This window comes from Pseudonocardia sp. Cha107L01, assembly GCF_052566575.1.
Window position 1 is genome coordinate 2,192,321 of sequence record NZ_CP199579.1, and the last position, 26,446, is coordinate 2,218,766.

Genomic DNA, 26,446 nt, shown 5'->3' on the forward strand with positions numbered 1-26,446 from the left:
ACTCGGCCGGCCCTCGGCCGTGAAGGCGGCTCTGACGCCGCGCCGGGCACTGGCCGGGGTGGCGGTGCTGTTGGTGGCGGCGTTCATGGTCGGTGGCCTGATGCGGTCCCAGGTGCAGACCGGCATCGACTCGTTCCTGCCGTCCAGCGACCCGACGGTCGCCGAGCTCAACCAGGTCGGCCAGCTCTTCGGCGGTGACCCGATCGTCGTGCTGCTCGAGTCGCCGCAGCCGCGTGAGCTGACCGGCTCGAAGGACATGATCCCGCTGGTCCAGCTGGAGGGACAGCTCTCGAACCTGCCCGATGTGGCCACCGTCTACGGGCCGGGCACCCTGCTCAACCAGATCGCCGGGCAGGCCCAGAACCTGCTCACCGAACTGATCGGGCGCCGCGACGGGGACGCCAGCCGCGCCGAGGTGATGGCGCTGCAGGCCGGCAAGTCACCAGCCGAGGCGGCGGCGGCCAAGGCCCAGGTGCTGATGCGGTTCGACCAGCGCTACGGGACGCTCATCGTGGAGGGACTGCCCGCGGGGCTGCCCACGCTGCGGAACCAGGCGTTCGTGAACACCGTGGTCTTCGGCCCGGGCGGCCCGCGTCCGCAGTGGCGGTTCGTGGTGCCCTCCGAGCACGCGGTTGCGCTGTTGATCCGGCCCCGGGAGGGTGCCGACGCGGCGTCCGTCCAGCGGCTGGTCGAAGCGGTGCAGACCACCGTGGCGGCGGCCAAGCTGCCCGACGTCAAGGTGACCGTCTCCGGCGTACCGGCGGTGGTTGCCGCGCTGAGCGCCCAGGTGAAGCGGGAGGGCCCGCTGCTCGGCGGGATCGCCCTGCTCGCAGTCGGGCTGTGCTTCTGGCTGGTCCCGTGGACTCGCCGGTCCCGGCGGCTGGTGCCGCTGCTGACCACACTGATCGCGATCGGGCTGACGCTGGCCATCTTCGGCTGGTTGCACCGGCCGCTGTCCATCGGCGTGGTCGCGTTCCTGTCCGTGGTGCTCGGTATCGGCTGCTACTACCCGACGTACTTCGCGGTGCGGGCCAGGGTGCGCACCGTGCTGACGGTGGCCTGTGCGACGGCGGCCAGCCTGGGCACGCTGGTGCTCTCGCCGCTGCCGCTGGTCCGCGACCTGGGTCTGACCCTGTCCATCGGGGTGCTGCTGTCGGCCGTGTTGGGCATCCTGGCCCGCCGGCTGGTGTACCGGGGGCCCGCTGACTCGGCCGCTGACTCGGCTGACTCGGCTGACGACTCGGCAGCCGCCGAGGACACCGGGCCGGTGCGGCGGGTGCCGTTGCGGGAGGCCGTGACGGTCGCGCTGAAGACCAGGGTGCTGGCTCGGCGCGGTCCGGCGGTGGTGTTCGTGGTCGCCCTGGTGATCGCCGGGTTCGGCTGGGCGATGCTCCCCCGGCTCGGGCTGCAGACCGACGTCGAGCAGTTCGCCGCCGGGCTGCCCGCGCTGAACGACGCCCAGCACGTGGAGGACGTGATCGGTTCGTCCGGCGAGCTGGACGTGGTACTCACCGGCAAGGACATGACCTCGCCCGAAGCGGTCCATTGGATGGACCAGTCCGAACAGGTCATCATCACGAAGTACGGGGACCGCGCGCACCGGGTGATCTCGCTGCCGATGCTGTTCACGTTCCTCGGCGAGACGCCGAGCCCTGGCCAGATCGACGCGGCGATGCGGCTGCTGCCGCAGTACCTCACCGGCGCCGTGGTGAGCCTGGACCGGGGAACCTCGGTGATGGTCTACGGGGTCCGCATCAACGACCTGGCCAGCACCGAGGACCTGCGCGCCAACCTGCTGAACTCGCTGCCTCCGCCGCCGCTCGGCTACCAGGTCAAGCTGGCCGGGCTGCCGATCGTGGCGGCGCGCGGCCAAGACCTCGTCTCGGCCGACCGGATCCAGGCGAACCTGCTCGGCGTGATCGCGGCCGGGCTGGTGCTCGCCTTCGGGCTGCGCCGCCGCTGGGACGCGTTGCGCGCCGTGGTGGCGGCGATGCTGGCCACCGGGGCCGGCCTGTTCCTGCTGTGGTTGACCGGTACCCCACTGTCGCCGATCACGGTGGCGCTCGGCTCGCTGACGGCGGCCGTGGGGTGCGAATTTACCGTTCTGCTGTCCGAGGCGAGCCGGCGTAGCAACCCCGCGCTGCGCCGCGCCGTGCTGCTCGTGACAGCGACATCCGTAGTCGGTTACGCGGTCCTGATGATCTCCGGGATCGCCGTCGTGAGGGAGTTCGGCCTGCTACTCGCGGGCGCCGTGCTGCTGGCGCTGCTCTCCTCGCTCTGCGTCGTCCGTCTCACCGCGAGACCGGACGGTGCGGCGGCGGGGCCGGGCGGCCCGAGCCAACTTCGGCAGGACTCCCTGCTTGGAGCACATTCATGAAGTCGAAGTACGAGGTGGACGAATCCGTGGCCGTGGACACCCAGCGCGACGAGGCGAAGCCCGAGACCAATGGGACGGGCGTGGCGAAGGAGGTCAACGGCGCCGAGCCGACGGCCGCCGCCGCGACGGAACCGGGAGCCGGAACGGAGACCGGGGTCGAGGCCGGGGCCGAGACCGGGGCCGAGACCAAGGCTTCCGCCGCCGCGGTTGAGCCGGCGGGCAAGGCCGAGCCCGAGGTGGAAGCGTCACCGGCAGCGAAGGCAGAGCCCGAGCCGCTGGCGGAAGCCACGGCGGCGCCCGAGGCGGCGGCGCCCGAAGCGGCAGAGCCCGAGGCGGCAGAGCCCGAGGCGGCAGAGCCCGAGGCGGCAGAGCCCGAGGCGAAGACGCCCCCCGCTGTCGAGCCGGAGCCCGACGTCGAATCGGGGTCGAAGCCCGCCGAGTCAGAGGCGACCGAGTCAGAGGCGACCGAGTCAGAGGCGACCGAGTCAGCGGCCACCGAGTCGAAGGACACCGAGTCGAAGGACACCGAGGCCAGCACCGAGTCGGAGACCGACTCGGTGGAACCGCCCGCCCCGGCGGTCCCCGGACCCTCGGACCGCCCTAGCTGGCGTCAGCCGGCCACGCTGCTCGCGACGACGAAGAGCCGGATCCTGGCCGGGGTGGCGCTCGTCGTGGTGCTCGCGCTCGCCGGGGGCGGGTTCTACTGGTACAAGAGCACGCACCTCGCCGAGGGTGTCGCCTTCCGGGTGGACGGCCAGGACGTCACCGTGAGCCAGCTCGACGACGACGTGCAGACCGACAAGGCGCTGTTCGGCGTCCAGCCGCCCACCGAGGGCCCCAAGCTGGACCAGTTCCGCCGGGACTTCGCCAAGGCGACCGCGGTGTCCATGATCATCGACAAGGCGGCGGCCGACCGGCAGGTCGCGATCGCCGACCGGCAGGTGTCGGACGTGCTGGCCCGCTACATCACCCAGTACTACGGCGAGGGGCCGGAGGGGCACGACAAGTACGTGCAGGCGCTGGGCAACCAGGGCACCTCGGAGGCCAAGGTGCTCGCCGAGCTGAAGCGCCAGATGGTGCTGCAACAACTCGTGACCCAGGTGACCTCGGGTGTGACGGTCTCCGACCAGGAGGTGCAGCAGGCGTTCGACCAGCGGCGCGCCCAGCTCGGTACCCCGGAGCTGCGGGACATCCACAACATCGTGGTGGCCAGCCAGGTGGACGCGGACCAGGTCATCGCCCAGCTGAACAGCGGTGCCAACTTCGAGCAGGTGGCCCAACAGCGCAGCATGGACGACAGCACCAAGGGCAAGGGCGGCGACCTCGGCCCGGTCAGCGCGCAGGACCTGGAGCCGCAATACGCCGCCCAGGCGTTCGCGGCGCCGGTCGGCGCGGTGTTCGGACCGGTGCAGACCCGCGGCGGCTTCAACGTGGGCCGGGTGATCCAGGCCCAGCCGCCGCAGCCGGCTGTGTTCGACAAGATCAAGGACCAGCTGCGGCAGCGACTGATCAGCGAGAAGTCCGCCACCGTCTGGGGCTCGTACCTGACCGACCTGATCAAGAAGGCCGGGGTCCGCTACTCCGACACCTACCGGCCGGCCGACCCGGACGCGCTGCCCTCGGCCGGTCAGCCGGCGCCGGGCCAGCAGGGCGCTCCGGCAGCGGGTCAGCCGGCCCCGGCGGCCGGTCAGCCTGCTCCGGCCGGTCAGCCCGGTACCGCGCCGGCTCCGGCCGGTCAGCCCGCTCCGGCCGGTCAGCCCGGTACCGCGCCGGCTCCGGCCGGTCAGCCCGCGCCGGCCGGTCAGCCTGGTGCCGCGCCGGCTCCGGCCGGTCAGCCGGGGGCTCCGGCTGTCACCCAGCCGTCGCGGTGACACCGCGAGCGACCCAGTCCCGTGACTGGGGTGCCTGGATGGACCGGGTGGACTGGGTCCTGGTGGTGCGCGGCGCGTCCACCGGCTTCACCGTGCTGGTGATCAGCGGCCTGGTGAACCCGATCGTGTCGAACATCAACCCGCTGGCCGGGCTGATCTTCCTGGTGGTCGGCGCGGTGGCCGCGTCCGTGGTGGCGGCCTGGCGGACCCGGACGGCGGACTCCCCGGTGCTCAGCGGCGCGGTCGCGGCGTTGATCAGCTACACCCTGGTGGTGCCGCTGATCTACCTGAGCGAGCGCCACCTGGACTACCGGGTGATCGTGTTGTTCGCCGCCGTCGCGCTGCTCGTCGGCACGGTCAGTGGGTTCCTGCTCAGCCGGGGGCGGGCCGGGCAGGTCAAGTAGTCGCGGTCCGGAGTGCTCCAGCGGTTTCGCGGCGCCGGAAAATAGTCTAGTCTTCGATAATCGTCCGCTAGACATTATTCGGCGTACAGCGAGGTGCCCGTGAGCCAGTCCGACCTCATCCGACCTGAAGACCGCTACTCGGCCGACACGATCGCGTCGTTCCGCCAGGCCGGCCACTGGCGGGACGGCTCGCTGGCCGAGCAACTGGAGCACTGGGCCGCCACGCAGCCCGACCGGACCGCCGTCTCCGACGGCTACGGCACGCTGACCTGGAGCGAGCTGCACGGCCAGGCCTACCGGCTGGCCGCCAAGCTGCGCGGGCTGGGCGTCGAACCCGGCGACCGGGTGCAGGTGCAGCTGCCCAGCTGGAACGAGTTCGTCGTGGTCTACGCCGCGCTGGCCCGGATCGGCGGGGTCCTGGTCCCCACCATGCCGATCTACCGCTGGGACGAGGTCCGCTATGCGATCAACCACGCGGGTGCCAAGGTCTCGGTGATCTGCGGGGAGTACCGCAGGTTCGACTACCACCAGATGCTGCGCGACGTCCGTCCGGACTGCCCGACGCTGGGTCACGTGATCACGGTGCGGACCGAGGCCGGCGAGGGCGAGTCCCGGTTCGAGGACCTGGTCGCCGGCACCGACGTCCCGGGTGCGGACGAGCTCGGCCCGCTGCCGCACGCGGACGACGCGCACGCGATCATCTACACCTCGGGCACCGAGTCCCGGCCCAAGGGCTGCTTCCACACCTTCAACACGTTCAGCTACACCGTGCACTCGCTGGGCGCCGACGTGATGGGGCTCGGGCCCGGCGACGTGATGTTCATGCCGTCGCCGATCACCCACGCCACCGGCCTGGCCATGGGCGTGACCACGCCGATCGTGCTCGGCTGTGGCATGCACCTGATGGACACCTGGGAGCCGGCCGCCGGGCTGAAGCGGATCCAGGAGCACGGCTGCACCGCCAGCATGGCCGCCACCCCGTTCGTCCGGATGGCCGTGGACGTCTTCGACCCCGAACAGCACGACCTGTCGTCGCTGCGGGTCTGGGTCAGTGCCGGCGCGCCGATCCCGCCGTCGCTGCTGTCGGACTGGCGGGCGAAGTTCCCGGACTGCTCACTGCTGCCGGTGTACGGGCGCAGTGAGGGTCTGCTGGTCACCAGCTGCCGCCGCGACGACGACCCGGAACGGGTGCTCAACTCGGACGGGCGCGCGCTGCCCGGTGTCGACCTGCGTATCCAGGCGGAGAACGGCACCCAGGTCGCGGCGGGCGAGGAGGGCGAGATCTGCCACGGCGGACCCGGGCTGATGCTCGGCTACTGGCGCGACCCGGAGCGCACCGCCGAGGCGATCGAGGCCAGCGGTGTCTCGCACTCCGGCGACCTGGGCCGGGTGGACGCCGACGGGTACCTGCGGGTCACCGGCCGGATCAAGGACCTGATCATCCGGGGCGGCACCAACATCTCCGCCCGTGAGGTGGAGGACCACCTGCTGACCCACCCCAAGGTGGCGAGCGTGGCCGTCGTGGGGATGCCCGACCGGGTTCTCGGCGAGCGGGCCTGCGCGTTCGTGGTGCCGGCCGGCGAGCCGCCCACCTTCGAGGAGCTGACCAGCTACCTCAAGACGGAACGCAAGATCGCGGTGGTGAAGCTGCCGGAGCGCCTGGAGCTCATCGACGAGCTGCCGATGACCGCCACCGGGAAGGTGCAGAAGTTCGCCCTGCGGGAGAAGCTGTTGCCCGCCGCCGAGGGCTGATCCGGGCTCAGTCGAGGTCGCCCATCTTGGTCCGGACCTGACCCAGGACCGCGGTCACCCGCTGGGCGAGCGCGTCGTTCACCCCGGTGAGTCCGAACTGTGCGGTGGCGAGGTCCTCGCTTGCCTTGGTCACCACGCGTCGGCCCTCGTCGGTGAGCGCGGCCAGCACGGTGCGCCGGTCGGTGGGGTGTGGCCGCCGCGTCACCAGGTCGCGACCCGCGAGCTGGTCGATCACCAGGGTGACCGTGGTGGGGTGCACCATCAGGTGTTTGCTCAGCTGGCCGAGCGGCCGGGTGTGCTCGCGGGACATCAACAGGGTCGCCATCAGCAGGAACGCCGTCCGGCTGAGGCTGTGCGGCTTGAGCAGCCGGTCGAGCTCATTGACCATCAGTTGATGGGTACGCATCAGGGCGGCCAGCGCCGCGAAGTGATCGGCGGCCGGCTGGCCGCTCTCCGCCCAGTGTTGGCGGGTGTACTCCACCGCATCCGCATCCGCGGTCATCGAGCCCCCTCGTTGCTGGTCATCGTCCGTGCGTTTGTCTACCTCTGGACTGTTGAGGATACGGGCTATCGCCGGCGGGGCGCTGTCGGCCGATCGGCCGGTCACCGACCTTCGAACTTGGCGGGGCGCCGCTCGAGGAAGGAGCTGACCCCTTCGGCGAAGTCGTGGGTCCCGGCCAGCGAGTGCACCAGCTCGCCCTCCAGCTCCAACTGCTCGGCCAACGAGGGCCGTTCGCCGGCGTTGAAGGCGCGCTTGATCGCCGCGTAGGCCCTGCTCGGGCCGGCGGCCAACCGGGCGGCCAGCTCGCCGACGGCGGCCTCGAGCTCGCCGTCCGGCACGGCCCGGTGCGCGATGCCCCAGTCGACCGCCCGCGCGGCGGTCACCGACTCGCCCAGCATGGCGATCTCGGTGGCGCGCTGGCGACCGACCAGCGCCGGCAGCATGTGGGTGCCGCCGCTGTCCGGGTTGAGCCCGAGGGAGACGAACGCCAGCCGCAGGAACGCCGACTCGGCCATCACCAGGAAGTCGCCGGCCATCGCCAGGCTCGCGCCGAAACCGACGGCGGGGCCGTTCACCGCCGTGATCACCGGCAGCGGCAACGTACGCAGCCCGAGGATCGTGGGTACGAAGTGGCGGCGGTGCATGCCGTGCAGGTCCGGCCCGCCGGCCGGGGTGCGCTCGAACCCGTCCCGCAGGTCCACCCCCGCGCAGAACGCGTCACCCTCCCCGGTCACCACCACGCAGCGCACCTCGGGATCCGACTCGGCGCGCAGCAGCGCCTCGGTCATCGCCGCGCCACTGGCCGCGGACCAGGCGTTGCGTCGATCGGGGCGGTTCAGGCGCAGCCAGTAGACGCCGTCCCGGACCTCGGTCTTCAGCTCGCTCATACGGATGCTCCCTCGGGGATGTCGGTACTCGGCGCGGCATGGGTCAGCAGCGCCTCGACGAGCTCGTCGCAGCGCTGGGCCGAGAGCCGGAAGCTGGGTGGGTAGACGATCACGTGGTCCAGTACGCCGTCGTAGCGACGCAGCTTCTCGGTGACCTGTGCCGGGGTGCCGGCCACCGCGAGGGCGTCGATCATGGCGTCGGGTACGGCGGCGACCATCGCGTTGTGGTCACCGGCCGCGAACGCCGCCCGGATCGCCGAGGCGGCGGAGTCGAAACCGGCCAGCGCCAGCACCGGGGCGTAGGCCTTCGGTGCGGTGTAGAAGGCCAGCTGGCCGGCCACCTCGCGGCGGGCCTGCTCCTCGTCGTCGGCGACCGCACAGATCACCACACCGCACACGGCGACCTGGGCGGGGTCCCGGTCGGCCTTCGCGGCGCCGGTGGCGATCGCCGGCCGGACCACCTCGTCGACGTAGCTCGGGGCGAACAGCGGGTGCCCCAGGAAGCCGTCCGCGACCCGCCCGGCCACCTCGACCATCCGCGCGTTCACCCCGGCGGTGTAGACCGGGATGTCCGCGCGCAGCGGTGCGTCCACCTCGGCGGTCGGTTTGATGTCCACGTGGTAGAACCGCCCTTCGTGGCGCACCGGCCCCTCGTGCAGCCGCCACAGCCGGCGCAGCAGCGGCACCAGCTCCTCCATCCGGGAGGCCGGCCCGTCCGGGGTCTCGCCGTGCCAGTCGTGCATCATCCGCCGGGTGCCGGTGCCGAGGCCGAGCACCAGGCGGCCGCCGCTCACCTCGTCCAGGCTGCGCGCCTCGGTGGCGATGGTCAGCGGCGAGCGGCCCACCCCGTAGGCGATCGAGCTGCCGATCCTGGCGGTGGTCGTGGTGCCGGCCATCCGGGCCAGCGTGACCACCGCCGAGCGGGTGTAGAACTCCGGCGACCAGACCGAGTGGAAGCCGAGGCGCTCCGCCGCACCGGCCGCCGCCGCGATCTGCGCGACCCCGCCGCGCAGCACGGTGATGCCCCGGGTGGCGAGCTGTTCGGCCGTCGCGTGCCGCTCAGGCGTGGCCAGTTGCTCAGGCGTGGCCAGTTGCTCAGACATAGTTGGGCCGCCTCTTGGCCAGGAAGGCCCGCAGGCCCTCGGTTGCCTCCGGTCCGGTGTACAGCTCGTTCACCCGCTCCGCCTCGCGGGCCAGGCCCTGCTCGAGGGGCAGGTCCGCGGCGTCGTCGACGCACCGCATGATCTGGGTCAGCGCGTCGCCGGAGCGGCCGCACAGCGTCGTGGCCAGCGCCATCGCCTCGTCCGCCGCGGTGCCTGGCTCGACCAGGCGGTCCAGCAGCCCGATCGTGTACGCCTCCTGCGCCAGCACGTCGCGGGCCGTGAGCATGATGTCCAGCGCGCGGCCTCGGCCGATGAGGCGGGGGAGCCGCTGGGTACCGCCGGCGCCGGGGATCAGCCCCAGCTTGGCCTCCGGCAGGCCCAGCCGCGCGGTGCGCGAGCCGACCCGCAGGGTGCAGGCCAGCGCGAGCTCGAGGCCACCGCCGAGCGCGAGCCCCTCGATGGCGGCGATGGACGGCCGCTCCGACGCGCAGAGCCGGTTCAGCGGGCCGCGCAGCTGCTCGCCGTAGGCGGCGAAGTCCGCCGCGCCGCCCGCTCCGGAGAAGGACCCCATCAGCTTGATGTCCGCCCCGGCGGCGAAGAACCCGTCCAGGGCGGATGTGATGACGAGCACGCGGGCATCGGACTTCTCGAAGCTGTCCAGGGCTCGCTCCAGGCCGGTCACCAGCGGCAGGCCCAGTGCATTGGCCGGCGGGCGGTTCAGGCTGACCCGGAAAACGCGGTCGACGACGGTGTGGTTCACGGCTTCAGACTCGGTCACCGCTTGAGTATAAAAGCTCTAGCACTCTATTATCGAGTGGTGGAGCAATCTGTGATCGTATCGGCGGTACGCAGCCCGCTCGGACGCCGGGGCAAGGGGCTGTCCCAGATACATCCGGCGACGTTGCTGGGCAGGGTCCAGCGGGCCGCGCTGGAGAAGGCCGGGGTGGACCCGGCGTCGGTGGGCCAGGTGATCGGCGGCTGTGTCGCCCAGGTCGGCGAGCAGTCGTTCAACCTGGCGCGCACCGCGTGGCTGTCCGAGGGGCTGCCCGAGTCGGTGGCCGCGACGACGGTGGACGCGCAGTGCGGGTCCTCGCAGCAGGCGCTCACCCTGGCATCCGCGCTGGTCGGTGCCGGCGTGGTGGACCTCGCGCTGGCGTGCGGTGTCGAGTCGATGAGCCGGATCCCGATCGGGTCGAACTTCCGCAAGGACTTCGACCTGGGCCGCCCGGTGCCGAAGGACTACCTCAAGCGCTACGAGTTCCTGAACCAGTACCAGGCCGCCGAGCGGATCGCCGAGAAGTGGGGCGTCACGCGGGAGCAGGCCGACGGTCTCGGGCTCAGCTCGCAGCAGCGCGCCGCGGCCGCGTGGGCCGACGGTCGGTTCGACGGGCAGATCGTGCCGATCACCGACCCGGAAGGTGCCGTGGTCTCGCGCGACGAGGGACTGCGGGAGACCAGTGCGGAGGCGCTCGCCGCGTTGAAGACGGTGGTCCCGGACGGCGTGCACACCGCCGGCAGTGCCTCGCAGATCTCCGACGGCGCGAGTGCGGTGCTGGTCGCCAGTGAGCGGCGCGCGGCGGAGCTGAACCTGGAGCCGCTGGCCCGGATCGTGGACACCGCGACGGTCGGGGTGGACCCGGTGATGATGCTGCTCGGGCCGCACGAGGTGACGCCGATGCTGTTGCGCCGCAACAAGCTGGGCATCGACGAGGTCGACCTCGTCGAGATCAACGAGGCGTTCGCCTCGGTGGTGTTGTCCTGGGCCGCGGACACCGACGTCGACATGGCGAAGGTGAACCCGAACGGCGGCGCGATCGCCATGGGACACCCGCTGGGCGGCAGTGGCTGCGTCCTGACCACCAAGGCCGTGCACGAACTGCGCCGCTCCGGTGGCCGCTACGGACTGGTGACCATGTGCTGCGGTGGCGGGCTGGGTACCGGCACGTTGCTCGAACGACTCTGAGATGTCGGCTGTGCCGAATCCCGATACCGATTTCCGATACCGATTCCCCCAGGCAGTGGAAGGACTGACATGACGGCCGCCTACGAGGATGTCCGCTACGAGGTCGATGGGCCGAACGCGGTCATCACGATCGACCGCGAGAAGCGGATGAACGCCTTCCGGGCCAAGACCATCGAGGAGCTGATCCATGCGTTCAAGCGCGCCTGGGCGGACACCTCGGTGCACGCGATCATCTTCACCGGTGCGGGTGAGCGTGCGTTCTGCGTCGGCGGTGACGTCAAGCAGCGCGCCGAGACCGGCGACTACGGCCCCACCGAGAACGGACTGTTCGAGGCGGCCTACTTCCACCGGCTGATCCGGGACGTGCCGAAGCCGGTGATCGCGGCGGTGAACGGCATCGCGATCGGTGGCGGCCACGTGTTGCACGTGCTGTGCGACCTCTCGATCGCCGCGGAACACGCCACGTTCGCCCAGGCCGGGCCGAGGGTGGGCTCGTTCGACGGTGGCTTCGGCTCCGCGTACCTCGCCCGGGTGGTCGGGGAGAAGCGGGCCCGGGAGATCTGGTTCCTGCTGGACAAGTACGACGCGGTGACCGCGGAGCGCTGGGGTCTGGTGAACAAGGTGGTGCCCAAGGAGGAGCTGCTCCCGGCGGCCAAGGAGTGGGGCGAGAAGATCGCCAGCTACAGCCCGACGGCGCTGCGTTTCCTCAAGCACTCGTTCAACGCCGACACCGATCACCAGGGCGGGCTGTCCCAGCTGGCGATCGCCGGCCTGGACACCTTCCTGCAGACCGACGAGGCCAAGGAGGGCGCCGCCGCGTTCGCCGAGAAGCGCCAGCCCGACTTCGACAAGTACTTCCAGCAGCACTGACAACCCCCGTGAGTGGCGAGTGGTCCCCGGGGACCACCCGCCACTCACGACCCGGAGGGCAACGACATGAGTGTGCAGATCGACCTGAGCTCGGACGTCGCTGTGGTGACCGGCGGGGGCAGCGGTATCGGTGAAGGAATCGCCATGCTGCTGGCCGAGGCCGGCGCGAAGGTGGCCATCGCCGACCTGTCCGCCGATGCCGCCAAGAGCGTCGCCGAGCAGATCACCGGCAAGGGCGGCACCGCGATCGGCGTGGAGCTGAACATCGCCGACGAGGAGTCGGTGCGCCAGGGGTTGGCGTCCGTGCGCGAGCAGCTGGGACCGGTGTCCGTACTGGTCAACAACGCCGCCACCTGGACGATCAAGAAGTTCGCGGACACCACCGCCGAGGAGACCCAGCGGGTCATCGACGTGACGCTGATCGGCACCATCAACATGATGCGCGGCGCGCTGCCGGACCTGCTGGAGACCCAGGGCCGGATCGTCAACATCGCGTCCGACTCGGCGCGCACCGGCGAGCACTCGATGAGCGTCTACGCCGCCGCGAAGGCCGGGGTGATCGCGGTGACCAAGAGCCTGGCGCTGGAGGTCGGGCGCAAGGGCGTGCGGGCCAACGCGGTCGCGCCCGGCACCACGGTGACGCCGGGCAGCTCGGCGTTCATCGAGCAGGTGGGCGGGGCGGACAAGCTGGCCAGGGCGTATCCGTTGGGCCGTCTCGGCTCGCCGGACGACATCGCCGGCGCCGTGCTGTTCCTGGCCTCACCGCTGTCGGCGTGGATCACCGGTCAGGTGCTCAGCGTCAGCGGCGGCTACACGATGGTGTAGGGGTGCTGTCCTTCGCGTTCACCGAGGAGCAGGAGGCGTACCGGGTCGAGCTGGCCCGGTACGCCCGCACCCGGTTGTTGCCGGCGTACCGCGACCGTGCCGCGAAAGCGGAGTTCCCGTGGGACGCGCACAAGGAGCTGGCCGCGCTCGGGGTTCTCGGTATCGGGTTGCCGGAGGAGTTCGGCGGTACCGGGGTCAGTCCGGACGACCCGGTCACGCTGGGGTTGGCCACCGAGACGCTGGCCTACGGTGATGTGAACGTGGCTGCCGCGCCGGTGCAGAGCGGTCTGGTGGCCGCGCAGCTCGGTGAGGGCGGCAGCCGTGCGGTGCGGGAGCAGTACATCCCGCCCCTGATCGCCGGCGATGCGGTGTCGGGTATCGCGGTCACCGAGCCGGGTTCCGGCTCGGATGCGGCCGGTCTGCGCACGGTGGCGGAGCCGGTGCCGGGTGGTTGGCGGCTGTCCGGGGAGAAGATCGCGATCACTCACGCGACCGTTGCGGCGAGCATGTTGATCTACGCCCGGCATCCCGGTTCGGCCAGGTCGAAGGGGATCTCCTGTTTCCTGCTGCCGATGTCCTCACCGGGGGTGTCGGTGCGCCACCAGCCGGGGATGGGTTGCCTGCCGTTGGGCTGGGGTTCCGTCGCGATGGACTCGGTGTTCGTGCCGGCCGATCATCTGGTCGGTGAGGAGGGCCGCGGTTTCGCCGCCGCGATGCACCACTTCGACTTCAGCCGCTCCGCGCTCGGGCTGCTCTGCCTGGGTGCCGCGCGGGCGTCGGTGGACGAGGCGGCCCGCTACGCCCAGGAACGGGAGGCGTTCGGCCAGAAGATCGGCGAGTTCCAGGGTGTGTCGTTCCCGCTGGCCGAGCACGCCACGTACCTGGAGGCGGCCCGGCTGCTGTGCTATCGCGCGCTGTGGGCCCGGCAGGTCGGCCAGCCGCACACCGCGCTGGCCGCGATGAGCAAGTGGTGGCCGCCGCAGGTCGCGCTGGACGCCATCCAGGCCGCGCTGAAGATCCACGGCAACCTCGGCTACTCGACGGAGTTCCCGCTGCAGCAGCGCTACCGCGATGTGATGGCCTATCTGATCGCGGACGGCACCTCGGAGATCCAGAAGCGGATCATCGCCAAGGACGTGTACCGGAAGGCGGGTTTGTCATGACCGGCAGTGCTGTGACCGGCGGTGCTGTGACCGTGGGGACGTCGGTGCACGACCAGGTGCTCAGCGTGTCCCCGGGCGAGCGGCGCGCGCTGCTCGGGCGGATCGCCGACGCCGGCATCGACCACGTCGTGGTGGCCGATCACGTGAGCTTCCACGGCGGTACCGGGTTCGACGGGATGCTCGGCGCGGCCGCCGCGTTGGCCACCGAGGACCGGTTGTCGGTGTTGATCGGGGTGTATCAGCTCGCGCTGCGGCACCCGATGACGGTGGCCCGCTCGCTGGCGTCGCTGACCTCGCTGGCACCCGGTCGGCTGACCCTCGGCGTCGGGGTCGGCGGCGAGGACCGCTCCGAGGTGAGCAACTGCGGGGTGGACCCGGCGACCCGGGGGCGGCGGATCGACGAGTCGCTCGGGTTGCTGCGCCGCCTGGCCACCGGTGAGGTGGTGGACCACGCCGGCGAGTTCTTCACGATCGAGGCGGGCGCGGTGCTGCCGGCGCAGAAGCCGGAGGTGCCGATCCTGATCGGCGGCAAGTCCGAGGCGACGCTGCAGCGCACCGTGGAGCACGGCGACGGTTGGCTGGCCATGTTCGTCTCGGCGCGCAAGTTCACCGAGTTCGTCGCCCAGATCGCCGCACTCGCCCAGGAGCGGGGGCGCCCGGTGCCCGAACAGCACGGCTTCGAGGTGTGGTGCGGGCTGGCCGACGACGCCTCGGTGGCCCGGGAGCTGGTCGCGGAGAAGATGCAGGCGCTGTACAAGCTGCCGTTCGACAGGTTCGAGCGGCTCTGCCCGGCCGGTACGCCCGCGCAGGTCGCCGACTTCCTGCGGCCCTATGTCGAGGGCGGGGCGCGGTCGTTGACGCTGGTGCCCTGCTCACCCAACTGGCAGGCCGGGGTGGACGCGGTGGCCGAGGTCCGCCGCCTGCTCGCCGGCTGACCGGGTCGTCATAACCCGACACGCGGAAACGACGGAGGCCCCCGGCCCACCGAGGTGGATCGAGGGCCTCTGCCGCACCCCGCGAGTGGAGAGTGGATCTGGGGACCGTCGTGTCGCCGCCGGTTACAGCGGTGCGAAGCGGTAGTGGTTCTCGTCCAGCCGGTCCTGGTCCTTGCCGGTGTAGCCGTTGTACCCGTTCGACTCGTCGTCGCCCTGGAAACCGGTGCAGTCGGCGTCCTCGTCGTCGCTGTCGTAGCTCTCGTCGTCGGACTTGTCGCCGTCGTACCCGTAGGTGTAGTCGTGCGAGGCGTGGGACGGCCCGCAGCTGTCGTCCGAGCCGGAGTCCGAGCTGGTCAGCGGGTTGGCCGCGGGCACCGAGGTCGAGCCGGGCATGGACGCGGCGGTGGGCAGCTCGAAGCTGTGCAGGTTCTGCGCGCCACCGGCGGAGCTGCCCGGTGCGGCGTCGGGCAGTGCGGCGGCCGGGTCCTGCTGCTGAGCCTGGGGAACCGCGGTGGTACCGGTCGCGGCATACGCGGTGCCGGTGAGGGAAGCGCCGAGCGCGGCCAGGCCGACGACGCTGACTCCTGCTCGCAATGCACGCCGGGCAGTGTGGTTCATGCTCGGTTCTGTCCTCTCCAGGGCGCGGTCAAGTCCTCGGTGACCCGACACCTCTTCCTGGTGCAACGAACGGGGGAGGCTGAGGGTGCGCATTGCGCTGGTAGGGGACCTGCCGTTCACCCAAGTCAGTGACCGCTCGGAGTCAGCCCGCCCCGATCAGCCCAGTCGGGATGTCGGTCAGCCGGGAACGCAGGTATTCGCCGAGCCCCTTGGCCTGCGGATCCGGTCGGGTGCTGGACGCAACGCCCTCGCCGAGCAGGCCGACCACGACGAAGTTCAGCGCGAACAGGTTCGGCAGCTCGTGGCGCTGCACGACGAGCTCGGCGGCCTCCGGCAGCAGTTCGCGGAACGTGGCCACGGTGAGGTGTTGGCGCAGCCAGGCGTACTGCTCGGCGGTGCGGGTCCACAGCCCGACGTTCGCATTGCCGCCCTTGTCGCCCGAGCGTGCCGCGCACAGCGTGCCCAGCGGGGCCCGCTCGGTCGGCCCGAAGTCCAGGGCCTCCCCCGGCGCGCCCACCGCTGGGCTGACGGAATTCCCGACTCGCCCGGACGGAATCCCCGACTCGCGGGGGTGGGTGTGCGGGATGGCGCGCTCGGTTCCGTCCGGGAGTACGGCGGTCTGGGTGACGAATCGGCTGGGCACCAGGGCCGGCCAGTACACCCCGTACGCGGCCTCGGGGCTGGGTGGGGTGGTGGTGTGGAAGCCCGCGTAGCCGCCGAGGGCCAGCTCCATGGTGGCGTTGGAGAACACCCGGCCGACCTTGCGCGGGTCCGGGTCCTTGACGGTGATCCGCAGGTGGGCGGTGGCCTCCGGGTTCGACCCGGCGTCCGGGTGGTCGAAGCGCAGCAGTCGCACATCGGTCTCGGCGAACCGGTCCTTGCCACCGAGCACCTCGAACAACAGCTGCTCGGCGTAGGCGGCCCGCTCGGCGATGTCCAACCCGGTGAGCACCAGCGTCATCGTGTTGCGGTAGCCGCCGAGCTGGTTCAGCGCGACCTTCAGGGTCTCCGGCGGCGCGGTGCCCCTGGTGCCGGCGATGCGCACCCGGTGCGGCCCCTCCTGGGTCAGGCTCAGCGTGTCGAAGTGCGCCACCACGTCCGGGTTGGGATAGGCCGGCGCGGCGATCTCGTACAGCAGCTGCGCGGTGACCGTGCCGACCGAGACCAGCCCGCCGGTGTCCTCGTGCTTGGTGATCACGCTGCTGCCGTCGGCGGCGACCTCGGCGATGGGGAAGCCGGGGTAGCGCCGATCGGTGATCTCGGACAGCCACGAGTAGTTGCCGCCGGTGGCCTGCGGGCCGCACTCGATCACGTGCCCGGCGGCGACCGCACCGGCCAGTGCGTCGAAGTCGTCGCGGGCCCAGCCGTGCCACCAGGCCGCCGGGCCGACCACCAGCGAGGCGTCGGTGACCCGGGGGCAGACCACGATGTCGGCATCCGCGCCGAGTGCCTCCGCGATGCCCCAGCCGCCCAGGTAGGCGTTCGCCGAGATGGGCTTGCGGTCGGAGTCGGCGAGCGGCTGCCCGGTGTCCAGGTTGGCCAGGTCGACCCCGGCCGCGGCCAGCTCGTCGAGGCGGTCCACCAGGTCGTCGCCGGTCAGGTGGGCGACCCTGGGGTGCAGCCCGAGCCGCTCGGCGAGCTGGTGGATCTGCTCGGACAACCCGGCCGGGTTCAGTCCGCCGGCGTTGCTGACGATCCGGATACCCCGGTCAAGGCAGGTGCCCAGTACGTGTTCGAGCTGGGTGAGGAAGGTGCGGGCGTAGCCGGCGGACGGGTCCTTCTGCCTGGCCTTCCACAGGATGAGCATGGTCAGCTCGGCGAGGTAGTCGCCGGTGAGCACGTCGATCGGGCCGCCCTCGACCATCTCCCTGGCGGCCTCGATGCGGTCGCCGTAGAAGCCGGAGCAGTTGCCGATCCGGACCGGTCCGGTGTTGCTCATCGGGTCCCCTCCGCGGGCTCGGGCAGTTGCGCCGGCAGCAGCGCGCCGTCGTGTTCCAGGTCGGCGACCTGCTCGGCGGCCAGCCCGAGCCACCGGCCGAGTACGTCGGCGTTGTGCTCGCCGACGTACGCCGCACCGGCGCGCGGCTCGCAGGAGGCGGCGGAGAACCGGTACGGCATCCGGATCACCGGGCGGGTGCCGCCGTCGCGGTCGTCCACCTGGGCGGACACCTCCCGGGCGACAGCCGTCGGGGACTCCATCAGGGTCGCCGGGGTACGGATCTCGGCGTAGGCCACCCCGGCGCTCTCCAGTGCGGCAATCGCCGAGGCACGGTCGGTGAACCCCTCGACCCAGTCCTTGATCACCTGCGCCCTGGCGGCGATCCGGACCGAGGTCTCGGCCGTCGGGTCCGGGTCGGTCAGGCCGTGTCCCCTGGACAGCCGGTGCCACAGGAACTTCAGGTCACCGGCGACCAGCAGCGGGCCGCCGGCGATCTCGTAGATGGTGCCTCGGGCCGGCCACACCGGGTAAGTGCCCTCCAGGCTGTAGTGCGTGTAGTCGTCGGTGGCCAGCATCGCCTCGAACATCGACAGGTCGATGTGCTGCCCGGCGCCGGTCTGCTCGGCCACCCGCAGCGCGGCCAGCACGCTGATCATCCCGTGCAACCCGGCCACCGAGTCGGCCAGTGACATCACCAGGTCGTTCGGCTTCGCGCCATCGACCTCGGCCTGCCGGCCGAGCAGCCCGGTCTCGGCGTGCAGCACCGGGGCGTACGCCTGCCGTGTCGCCTCCGGTCCCCACTGGCCGAACCCGGAGATCGACAGCATCACCAGCGACGGGTTGCGTCCGGACAGCGCCGACCAGCCCACGCCGAGCCGGTCCAGCGTGCCGGGCCGGAAGTTCTCCACCACCAGGTGTGCCCGGCCGGCCAGCTCACGCAGCAGCTCCGCGCCGGCCTCGGTGGTCAGGTCCAGCGAGATGTTCGTCTTGCCGGTGTTGACCTGCACATACAACCCGGAGTGCCCGTGGCTGCGCGGCCCGAACGCCTGGGTGATGTCGGTGCCGGGGACCTCGACCTTGACCACCTCGGCGCCCAGGTCGGACAGCAGCCGACCCACGTACGGCCCGGAGAGCGCCCGGGACAGGTCGAGCACCCGCACCCCGGCCAGCGGGAAGGGCGCACTCGCGCCGTGCTGCGTCACGCGGGACTCCTAATAGGACTTGGGCAGGCCGAGTACATGCTCGGCGATGTAGTTGAGCACCATCTCCTGCGGCACCGGGGCCAGCTTCTGCAGCCGGGCCTCCCGGAAGTACCGCTCCACGTGGTACTCCGAGGCGTAGCCGAACCCGCCGTGCGTCTGCACCGCGGCGTCGGCCGCCTTGAACGCCGCGTCGGCGGCCAGGAACTTCGCGGTGTTCGCCTGCTCGCCCGAAGGCAGCCGCTGATCGACCCGCCAGGACGCCTCGCGGATGGCCAGCTCGGCGGCGCGCAGCCGGGCGTGCGACTCGGCGAGTGGGAACGAGATGCCCTGGTTCTGCCCGATCGGGCGGCCGAACACCACCCGCTCCTTGGCGTACGCCACCGCCCTGCGCACCGCGGCGCGGCCGATGCCCAGCGCCTCGGAGGCGACCAGCACCCGTTCCGCGTTCAGCCCGTCGAGCAGGTACCGGAAGCCCTTGCCCTCCTCGCCGACCCGGTCCCGGTCCGCCACCCGCAGCCCGTCGTAGACCACCTCGCAGGAGGCCACCGCGTTGCGGCCGAGCTTGGGGATCGCGGTGACGTGTACCGCCGGGTCCTTCAGGTCGGCCACGAACAGGGTCATGCCCTCGGTCGGCTTGGCGCACTCGGCCTTCGGCGTGGTGCGGGTGAGCAGCAGTACCTTGTCCGACTCGAGCGCCTTGGAGGTCCACACCTTGCGGCCGTGGATCCGGTAGCCAGGGGAGTCGCCGGAGTTGTCCCGGACCGCGCGGGTGCTGATCGAGGTGGTGTCCAGGCCGGCGTCCGGCTCGGTCACCCCGAACGCCACGTGCAGCTCACCGGAGGCGACCGCGGGCAGCACCCGCTGTTTGAGCTCCTCACTGCCGTGCAGCACCACCGGGTGCATACCGAAGATCGACAAGTGGATCGCGCTGGCGCCGTTCATGCAGGCCCCGGACGCGGCGACCTCCTCGAGCACCAGCGACGCCTCGGTGATGCCCTGCCCGCCGCCGCCGTAGGCCTCCGGGATGGCGATGCCGATCCAGCCGCCCTTGGCCATCTCCCGGTAGAACTCCCAGGGGAACGTGTGCTCGGCGTCCAGGCGCATCCAGTAGTCGTCGTCGAACTGCTTGCAGACGTCCCGCACCGCGGCCCGGATCGCCCGATGGTCCTCGTGCTCCGCGAAATCCACGGTGCGCTCCCTCTGCTCTCTTTGTCTAGTGCAAAAATAATGAGTCCTCGACTAAATGTCCAGTCCGGCAGTGGTTCGTCACCACCGGGCGGGCCACCCCCAAGGGAGTGGGAACTTGCCCATTTAGGGAGGCGTGTCGCAGCTCACTCTCCCCCGACACTGGGGTGCGGACGTGCACCGAAGACAGGGGATCACCATGACGACCACCGAGACCGTCGACCACAACCTCAGCCCGCTCGAGTTCTGGGCGAAGCCCCGCCAGGTGCACCACGAGACGTTCAAGTGGCTGCGGGAGAACAAGCCGGTCAGCTGGCACGGCCCGCCGGAGGCGCTGGACCCCAACCTGGACAATGCCCAGGGTTACTGGTCGGTGGTGAAGCATGCGGACATCCGTGAGGTGTCGCGCAACCCGCAGGTGTTCAGCTCGGCCGAGGGTGTCTTCCTGGACGACTTCCCGCAGTTGGAGACGATGTTGTCGTTCATCGTCACCGACGCGCCGAGGCATACCAGTTTCCGCAACATCATCAGTGTGGCGTTCACCCCGAAGCACATCAAGAAGGTCGAGGAGGATACCCGGCGGACGGTGCGGGAGATCATTGATCATGCCGCGCCGCTGGGCGAGGGCGACCTGTGTGAGCTGATCACGAAGGAGGTGCCGGGTCGCATCTTCGCGTCGTTCTTCGGTATCGCCGACCGGGACGAGCGGCAGTACGTGATGGATCTGTCCGAGCAGATGGGTGCCTGGAGCGATCCGGAGTACAAGCACATCGGCTCGCCGCTGCAGGTGTTCGCGGATGCCACCAGCCGCCTCGGCGAGGTCGCGTTGCGTCATGCCAAGGAGCGGCAGAAGAAGCCGACCGAGGACCTGATGAGCTGGGTCTCGCAGGCGCAGTACGAGGGCGAGAAGATGACGGTGGAGGAGGTTGGGGTGTTCTTCGCGCTGTTGGCCGGCGCGGCGAACGACACCACCCGGCACTCGATGGCGCACGTGCTGGCGCTGTTCGACCAGCACCCGGACCAGTTGGCGTACGTGTTCGAGGACTTCGACAACCGGGCCGACGACGCGGTCAACGAGTGCCTGCGGATGGAGCCGCCGCTGATGCACTTCCGGCGCACCGCGGTGTCGGACTACGAGCTCGGTGGCGAGACGATCAAAGCCGGTGACAAGGTGGTGCTCTGGTACATCTCCGGCAACCGGGACGGCGAGGTGTTCGAGAACCCCGACACGCTCGACGTGACCCGGGCGGCCAAGAGCAACCCGCACCAGGCGTTCGGCGGCGGTGGCCCGCACTACTGCCTGGGCAACATGCTCGGCAAGCAGATGCTCAAGGCCGAGATGTGGGAGATCTACACCCGGATGAAGGACCTCAAGGTCGGCGAGCGGACGATCATGCTGTCCAACTTCATGAACGGCGTGATGAAGATGCCCGGCACCTGGACCCCCGAAAAGCGCTGACCCCCGAACGTCCGCCCCCCAGCCGCACACCCGTTCTGTACGCCGCACAGCCGCTCCAGTGGATGTGCGGCGCACGAAGCGGGTGTGCGGTGCGCTTTCTTTCTAGTGGGTGGGGGCGGTGGCCGGCCAGTCGGCGCGCAGGGTGCGCTTGTCCGTCTTGCCGGAGTCGTGCATGGGCAGCTCCTCGGTGCGCAGCCACCAGTCGGCCGGCACCTCGTAGCGGGCCAGCTCGCTTGCGGCGAACGCGGCGAGGTCGGCCTCGCCGACCTCGGCGCCGGGCTCCAGCTGCACGACCGCTGCCACCCGCTCGCCCAGGTCCGGGTCGGGCAGTCCGAGCACCGCGACGTTGCGCACCGCCGGGTGCCCGAGCAGGACTGCCTCGACGTGCGCCGGCGCGATGTTCTCGCCGCCCCGGATGATCAGGTCCTTGATCCGGCCGGTCACGTAGAGCAGCCCGTCGACGACGCGGCCCTGGTCACCGGTGTGCACCCAGCCCTCGGCGTCGATCAGGTCGGCCGCGGTGTCCCCGGGCGCGGTGCCCCAGTAGCCGACCATCTGGCCCGGCGTGCGGACCACGATCTCGCCGTCGCCCTCCGCGTCGGGTGCGTCGATGCGCAGGTCCACCACCGGCAGCGGGGCGCCGGCGGTGGTCGGGTGCTCGGTCATGGTGACGCCGGACGCGGCGGCCACCGTGCCACCGGTCTCGGTCATCCCGTAGATCGTGGACATGCCGCGCCCGGCGTTCGGGAACGCCTTCCGCAGCCGTTCCACCAGCGCGGGCTGTACCGGCGCGCCGCCCATCGAGATCGACCGTACCGAGTCCAGGTCGCGGCCGGTGATCGACGGGTGCTCCAGCACCCGGGAGGCCATCGTGGGCACCGCGCCCCACCAGGTGACCCGCTCGCGCTCGATCACGTCGAGCACCTGCCCGGGGTCGAACCGGCCCTCCAGGAACACCAGGGTGTTCCCGCCGAGCAGCGCCAGCAGCAGCGACTGCAGGCCGCCGATGTGGAACAGCGGGCCGCTCTGCAGGCTGACCGCCGGCGGCCGGGACCCGTCCACCTGCTGCGGCAGCCGGCGCGACATGACCAGCAGGTTGTGCAGGTTGGCGATCACCGAGCGGTGCGCCAGCACGACGGGCTTCGGCGCCCCGGTGGTACCGGCGGTGAAGATGATCACGGCGGGGTCGTCCTCGGCGCCGGGCGGCGGGGCGGGCACGGCGGCTGCCGCCTCGCCGGAAGCCGCGCCGGCGTCGACGCGGTCGCGCACCTCGTCGACGGTCAGCACGGTGACCCCGGCCGGGACCAGCGCGGCGCGCTTGTCGTCGGCGAGCACCAGCCGGGGCGAGATCAGCGCCACCGCGTGCTCCACCAGCGGGCCGCTCCACCAGCCGTTGCCCAGCGCCACGATCGCGCCCACCCGCAGGCCGGCCCACAGGCTGATCACCCACTCCGGCGAGTTCGCCGCGAGCAGCAGCAGCCGGTCACCGGGGCGCAGGCCGGCCTCGGCGAACTGGGCCGCCACCCGGGCGGACGCGGCGAACATCTGGGCGAAGCTCAGCCGGCGCCCGCCCTGGATCAGGTGGGTGCGGTCCGACCAGCGGGCTGCGTCGTCCAGGAGCTCGACGACGTGCCGGCGCCGGGGCGAGTAGCACAGGAACGGGATGGCCCCGTCCCGGCGCTCGACGGAGGTACCCCAGAACGCGTGATCACCGGTGACTGACACGCGACCGATTTTAGTCTAGTACGCAATACTCGACAACTAGACTATGTGCACTGTCACCGACCGAGCGCGAGCACCTCGTCGAACCCCTTGCTCAGGCAGTCCTCGAACAGTGCGAGGTCGGTGACCGCGTCCGGGTCCAGGTTCACCCCGATGCAGCACATCCCGTCGTAGGACACCATGGTGACCATCGCGGCCACCCCCGGCCGCGGACCGATCGGGTACATCCGCAGCACCTTCGCGCCGGCCAGGTAGACCGGGTGGCTCAGGCCGGGGATGTTGGACGCCTGCACGTCGGAGACCTTCGTCAGGTTGGCGGTGATCTCGGTGAGCACCGCGCCCGGCAGCTTGCTGAGCACCGGGCTGATCAGGCCGAGAAAGCCGATGGCCGGCTCCGCCCGCACGTTCAGGATGAACTCGCGGACGAGCTGGATCCGGATCCGGGGGTCGGCCTCGCCCATCGGCGCCACGAAGCGCGCGCCGGTGAACTTGTTGCCGCCCATCGGGTCGTTCGAGTCGCGCAGACTGATCGGGATCGCCATCGGTAGCTGGTCGACGGACTGCCCGAAGTGTTCGTGGTAGCGGCGGAACGCGCCGAGGACGCCGGCCAGGAAACAGTCGTTCACCGAGCCGCCAACCGCCTTGCCGGCCGCCTTGAGCTCGGCCAGCGCCACGTCGTGCAGCACCAGCTGGTAGCCGAACCCGCCGCCGCGCAGCAGCGGGGAGCGCTCCGCCGCCGGCGGGCTCAGCATCCGGCGCAGCGACAGGCCGTAGCCGAACGCCCGCTGCGCGGTGCCGACCGGGTCCCGCAGCGCCCGCCCGGCCAGGCCGAGTGCGCCGGTCGCCGCGCCGAACACCCGGGCCGGCGCGCCGGCGATCTCCTCGAGCAGGCCGTCGGCGACGAGGCTCAGCGGGGTGGTGGAGGTGGCGGCGGCCGTTTCGGTGATCCCCGAGGGCAGCCGGGTGCCGCCGGGGGTGGCCGTCTGGCTGTGCGCCATGCCGAGCAGCTGCACGATGCCGAGTCCGTCGGACATGGCGTGGTGCAACCGGAGCAGGTAGGCGGCCTTGCCGTCCGGCAGGCCCTCCACCAGGGTCGCCTCCCAGGGCGGCCGGTTCACGTCCAGCGGCCGGGAGGCGAGCTGGCCGGCCAGATCCAGCAGCTGCCGAGGTGAGCCGGGTTCGGGCAGCCGGATCCGCTGCACGTGGTAGCTCAGGTCGAAATGGGCGTCCTCGGTCCAGGTCGGTGGGACCACCGGCAGCAGCGGTTCGACGACCCGGTCCCGCAGCCGGGGGATGGCCTGGACGGCGCGGCCGTGCGCGGCGAGGAACCGGTCCCACTCGGGGGCGGAGTCCAGCAGCTCGAGCAGCAGCCCGCTGGACCGGGTGCGCAGGTCACCCTCGGCCCGCCACATCAGGGCTTCCGAGGGGTTCATCCGGGCCGGCCCGCCCCAGTCCCGCCCGTCGATCTCGGTCACCGACACCACCCCGCTCCTATCCGCCGGCCACCGGGACGGTGCCCCGATCCACCGCGTCGGTCACCTCGAGGATCAGCCGGGCCACCGTGTCCGGCCGGTCCGACATCGGTACGTGGCCGACTCCGTCGAGCATGATCAGTTCAGCGCTGGGTACCAGCTCCAGCATCGGCTCACCGTAGTGCTGGAACGGGATGACCCGGTCCTTCTCCGCCCACACCACCCGCACCGGGCATCCCGGGTCGGGCAGCGGCGCCAACGGCTTGTCCATCAGCACCCCGAGCAGCGGGCGGACCACCGGGGCGTTGCGGATCGCCCGGATGTCGGCGACCAGCTGACTGGGGTCGTACCGTTCCGGGTGCGCCACCTGCGAGGACAGCAGCAGCCGGCGCCCGCGCGGGGTGCGGGCCAGCCGTTCGAGCCAGTCGCCGCGGTTCTCCATCAGCTCGAAGCCGGCCCGCATGCCGGCGGTGAGCAGGGCCATCCGCAGGTTGGAGCGGTAGGCGCCGGCGGGGGAGAACAACACCACCGAGCGGGCCCTGCGGCGCCGGGCCAGCTCGAGGCTGATCCAGCCGCCCAGCGAGTTGCCCACCACGTGCACCCGGTCGAGGCCGAGCTTGTCCAGCTCCGCCTCCACCCCGTCGACCAGCGCGTCCAGTGACGGGGCGGTCCCCTCGGCCAGTGGTGCCGCGCCGCTGTGCCCGAGCAGCGTCGGGGCGATCACGTCGTGGTGCTGCTCCAGGAGTGGCAGGACCGGCTTCCAGGTCCGCCAGGTGACGCTGATGCCGTGCAGCAGCAGGATCGGCGTGCCGGAGCCGCCGCGGTGCCCGGCGGTGTCCGGGGAGATGTACTCGGTGACCTGGCCGGTGACCCGCTCCGCGTGCACGATCGCGCTGTTCGCCGGGTCGAGCACCGGCTCGCCGAAGTCCGAGCCGACCCCGGCCACGTCGTCGGCCCGCTGCCGGGCCCTGGTCACCAGCACGCCGGCGGCGCCGGCTGCCAGGCCGGCCGCTCCGACGGTGATCAGCAGGTTGCGCCGGCTCACCAGCCCTCTCCGTGCACCTCGTGCCCGGGCGTGTCCTTGAGCAGGCCCCGGTAGGCGTCCTCGGCGGTGCCGCCCTTGTTGACCACGCCGTCCACCTCGGCGGCGATCGGCATGTCGATGCCCAGCCGGTCGGCCACGTCCATCACCGCGCTGACCGCCTTGACGCCCTCGGCCACCTGGTGCATCCCGGCCATCACCTCGTCGATCGACTTGCCCTTGCCAAGCTCCTCGCCGACCCGGCGGTTGCGGCTCATCGGGCTGGTGCAGGTGACGATCAGGTCCCCGGTGCCGGCCAGCCCGGCGAAGGTCTTGTGGTCGCCGCCGAGCGCCTCGCCGAACTTGGTCATCTCGCGCACCGCGCGGGTGATCACCATGGCCTTGGTGTTGTAGCCGGCGCCGGCTCCGTCACCCATGCCGGCGGCGATCGCGAAGACGTTCTTCAGCGCGCCGGCCACCTCCACGCCGAGTACGTCGGTGGTCGAGTAGATCCGGTAGCGCTCGGTGCGGAACAGCGCGGCCAGCTGGGCGGCCGAGTTCTGGTCGGGCATCGCGATGGTGGCCGCCGCCGCGTACCCGGCGACGATCTCGGAGGCGATGTTCGGGCCGGACAGCACGCCGGCCGGGTGACCGGGCAGCACCTCGCCGACGATCTGGGTCATCCGGTGGTCGGTGCCCTGCTCGAGCCCCTTGACGAGGCTCACCACCGGGATCCACGGCCGCACGTACGGCGCCGCCTGCTCCAGTGCCTCGCGGAAGCCGTGCGACGGCACACCCATGATCAGCACGTCGGCCTCGCTCACCACGCGCTCCATGTCCGAGGTGGCGCGCAGGCCCTCGGTCAGTGCGACGTCGCCGAGGTACCGGGTGTTGCGGCCGTTGCTGTCGATGTCCTCGGCAACCTCGGCCGATCGGGCCCAGATGGTGGTCTGGGCGCTGACCGCCACGATCGAGGCCACCGCCGTCCCCCACGAGCCCGCGCCGAGCACGGCCACCCGGGGCTGTCTGCGTTGCATCGGAACACCCCCAACATGGATCTTCGTCGATGATCGCACCCACGAATTCGAACGTCAGCTACCGTCCGGTGTCAATGTTTGTCAATGTTGCCCGAGCGGCACCTTGGCGAGAGCGTGTCTGCGGGACACTAGTTTGCAA

Annotated in this window: 22 protein-coding genes; 10 read left to right on the plus strand and 12 right to left on the minus strand. The window is 71.3% G+C overall.

Features of this window, described 5'->3' with window-relative positions; all coding sequences use genetic code 11:
- The first annotated feature begins 19 nt into the window (after positions 1–19).
- The 4 genes from ACTXG6_RS10510 to ACTXG6_RS10525 all read left to right on the plus strand — a co-directional run bounded on the left by ACTXG6_RS10510 (position 20) and on the right by ACTXG6_RS10525 (position 6,404).
- A complete protein-coding gene (locus tag ACTXG6_RS10510; protein WP_445187578.1) occupies positions 20–2,377 on the plus strand; it encodes an RND transporter in 2,358 nt (785 codons plus the stop codon).
- Entirely contained in the window at positions 2,374–4,248 is a 1,875-nt protein-coding gene (locus tag ACTXG6_RS10515; protein WP_445187579.1) for a peptidyl-prolyl cis-trans isomerase, read from the plus strand. Before ACTXG6_RS10510 ends, ACTXG6_RS10515 begins: the two co-directional genes overlap by 4 nt.
- Before the next feature lie 38 nt (positions 4,249–4,286).
- Positions 4,287–4,652 carry a hypothetical protein gene (locus tag ACTXG6_RS10520; RefSeq protein ID WP_445187580.1) on the plus strand — a complete coding sequence of 122 codons (366 nt, stop codon included), beginning with the start codon at positions 4,287–4,289 and terminating at the stop codon, positions 4,650–4,652.
- Positions 4,653–4,751: 99 nt separating this feature from the next.
- A complete protein-coding gene (locus ACTXG6_RS10525; protein WP_445187581.1) occupies positions 4,752–6,404 on the plus strand; it encodes an AMP-binding protein in 1,653 nt (550 codons plus the stop codon).
- A gap of 7 nt (positions 6,405–6,411) precedes the next feature.
- On the opposite strand, the gene ACTXG6_RS10530 is transcribed toward ACTXG6_RS10525, so the two are convergent.
- From ACTXG6_RS10530 to ACTXG6_RS10545, 4 genes are all read right to left on the minus strand, one after another.
- A complete protein-coding gene (locus tag ACTXG6_RS10530; protein ID WP_445187582.1) occupies positions 6,412–6,906 on the minus strand; it encodes a MarR family winged helix-turn-helix transcriptional regulator in 495 nt (164 codons plus the stop codon).
- A 101-nt stretch (positions 6,907–7,007) separates the two neighbouring features.
- Positions 7,008–7,793: an enoyl-CoA hydratase/isomerase family protein gene (locus ACTXG6_RS10535; RefSeq protein ID WP_445187583.1), complete on the minus strand. Its 786-nt coding sequence runs from the start codon at positions 7,791–7,793 to the stop codon at positions 7,008–7,010.
- Positions 7,790–8,896, minus strand: a complete 1,107-nt coding sequence (locus ACTXG6_RS10540; protein ID WP_445187584.1) for an LLM class flavin-dependent oxidoreductase — start codon at positions 8,894–8,896, stop codon at positions 7,790–7,792. Before ACTXG6_RS10540 ends, ACTXG6_RS10535 begins: the two co-directional genes overlap by 4 nt.
- A complete protein-coding gene (locus ACTXG6_RS10545) occupies positions 8,889–9,674 on the minus strand; it encodes an enoyl-CoA hydratase/isomerase family protein (protein WP_445187585.1) in 786 nt (261 codons plus the stop codon). The genes ACTXG6_RS10540 and ACTXG6_RS10545 overlap by 8 nt, the downstream gene beginning before the upstream one ends.
- A gap of 39 nt (positions 9,675–9,713) precedes the next feature.
- On the opposite strand from ACTXG6_RS10545, the gene ACTXG6_RS10550 reads away from it, so the two are divergent.
- From ACTXG6_RS10550 to ACTXG6_RS10570, 5 genes are all read left to right on the plus strand, one after another.
- Positions 9,714–10,859, plus strand: coding sequence for an acetyl-CoA C-acyltransferase (locus ACTXG6_RS10550; RefSeq protein WP_445189968.1), 1,146 nt, complete (start codon positions 9,714–9,716; stop codon positions 10,857–10,859).
- Between the two features lie 69 nt (positions 10,860–10,928).
- The gene (locus tag ACTXG6_RS10555) at positions 10,929–11,729 is read left to right on the plus strand and encodes an enoyl-CoA hydratase-related protein (protein WP_445187586.1); all 801 of its coding nucleotides are present in this window, start codon (positions 10,929–10,931) and stop codon (positions 11,727–11,729) included.
- 66 nt (positions 11,730–11,795) lie between these two features.
- Complete coding sequence (locus tag ACTXG6_RS10560; protein ID WP_445187587.1) at positions 11,796–12,554, plus strand: SDR family NAD(P)-dependent oxidoreductase; 759 nt, start codon at positions 11,796–11,798, stop codon at positions 12,552–12,554.
- A gap of 2 nt (positions 12,555–12,556) precedes the next feature.
- Complete coding sequence (locus tag ACTXG6_RS10565; protein ID WP_445187588.1) at positions 12,557–13,717, plus strand: acyl-CoA dehydrogenase family protein; 1,161 nt, start codon at positions 12,557–12,559, stop codon at positions 13,715–13,717.
- Positions 13,714–14,652 (plus strand): LLM class flavin-dependent oxidoreductase, encoded by a 939-nt coding sequence (locus ACTXG6_RS10570; protein WP_445187589.1) that lies wholly within the window; start codon positions 13,714–13,716, stop codon positions 14,650–14,652. The genes ACTXG6_RS10565 and ACTXG6_RS10570 overlap by 4 nt, the downstream gene beginning before the upstream one ends.
- A gap of 123 nt (positions 14,653–14,775) precedes the next feature.
- Here ACTXG6_RS10570 and ACTXG6_RS10575 read toward each other — a convergent pair whose 3' ends face one another.
- From ACTXG6_RS10575 to ACTXG6_RS10590, 4 genes are all read right to left on the minus strand, one after another.
- Complete coding sequence (locus tag ACTXG6_RS10575; RefSeq protein ID WP_445187590.1) at positions 14,776–15,270, minus strand: hypothetical protein; 495 nt, start codon at positions 15,268–15,270, stop codon at positions 14,776–14,778.
- 142 nt (positions 15,271–15,412) lie between these two features.
- Positions 15,413–17,209: an acyclic terpene utilization AtuA family protein gene (locus ACTXG6_RS10580; RefSeq protein WP_445187591.1), complete on the minus strand. Its 1,797-nt coding sequence runs from the start codon at positions 17,207–17,209 to the stop codon at positions 15,413–15,415.
- Complete coding sequence (locus tag ACTXG6_RS10585) at positions 17,206–18,411, minus strand: CaiB/BaiF CoA transferase family protein (RefSeq protein ID WP_445187592.1); 1,206 nt, start codon at positions 18,409–18,411, stop codon at positions 17,206–17,208. Before ACTXG6_RS10585 ends, ACTXG6_RS10580 begins: the two co-directional genes overlap by 4 nt.
- A 9-nt stretch (positions 18,412–18,420) precedes the next feature.
- Positions 18,421–19,599: an acyl-CoA dehydrogenase family protein gene (locus ACTXG6_RS10590; RefSeq protein WP_445187593.1), complete on the minus strand. Its 1,179-nt coding sequence runs from the start codon at positions 19,597–19,599 to the stop codon at positions 18,421–18,423.
- Between the two features lie 196 nt (positions 19,600–19,795).
- Here ACTXG6_RS10590 and ACTXG6_RS10595 point away from each other — a divergent pair, with 196 nt between their 5' ends.
- Positions 19,796–21,055 carry a cytochrome P450 gene (locus tag ACTXG6_RS10595; RefSeq protein ID WP_445187594.1) on the plus strand — a complete coding sequence of 420 codons (1,260 nt, stop codon included), beginning with the start codon at positions 19,796–19,798 and terminating at the stop codon, positions 21,053–21,055.
- A gap of 102 nt (positions 21,056–21,157) precedes the next feature.
- Here the strand turns inward: ACTXG6_RS10595 and ACTXG6_RS10600 are convergent, their stop codons facing one another.
- From ACTXG6_RS10600 to ACTXG6_RS10615, 4 genes are read right to left on the minus strand one after another with little or no spacing between them, the layout of a single operon-like run.
- Complete coding sequence (locus ACTXG6_RS10600) at positions 21,158–22,780, minus strand: class I adenylate-forming enzyme family protein (protein ID WP_445187595.1); 1,623 nt, start codon at positions 22,778–22,780, stop codon at positions 21,158–21,160.
- Between the two features lie 53 nt (positions 22,781–22,833).
- Entirely contained in the window at positions 22,834–24,252 is a 1,419-nt protein-coding gene (locus ACTXG6_RS10605) for a wax ester/triacylglycerol synthase domain-containing protein (RefSeq protein WP_445187596.1), read from the minus strand.
- Positions 24,253–24,268: 16 nt separating this feature from the next.
- Positions 24,269–25,294, minus strand: coding sequence for an alpha/beta fold hydrolase (locus tag ACTXG6_RS10610; protein WP_445187597.1), 1,026 nt, complete (start codon positions 25,292–25,294; stop codon positions 24,269–24,271).
- Positions 25,291–26,307, minus strand: coding sequence for an NAD(P)H-dependent glycerol-3-phosphate dehydrogenase (locus tag ACTXG6_RS10615; RefSeq protein WP_445187598.1), 1,017 nt, complete (start codon positions 26,305–26,307; stop codon positions 25,291–25,293). Before ACTXG6_RS10615 ends, ACTXG6_RS10610 begins: the two co-directional genes overlap by 4 nt.
- Positions 26,308–26,446: the final 139 nt, after the last annotated feature.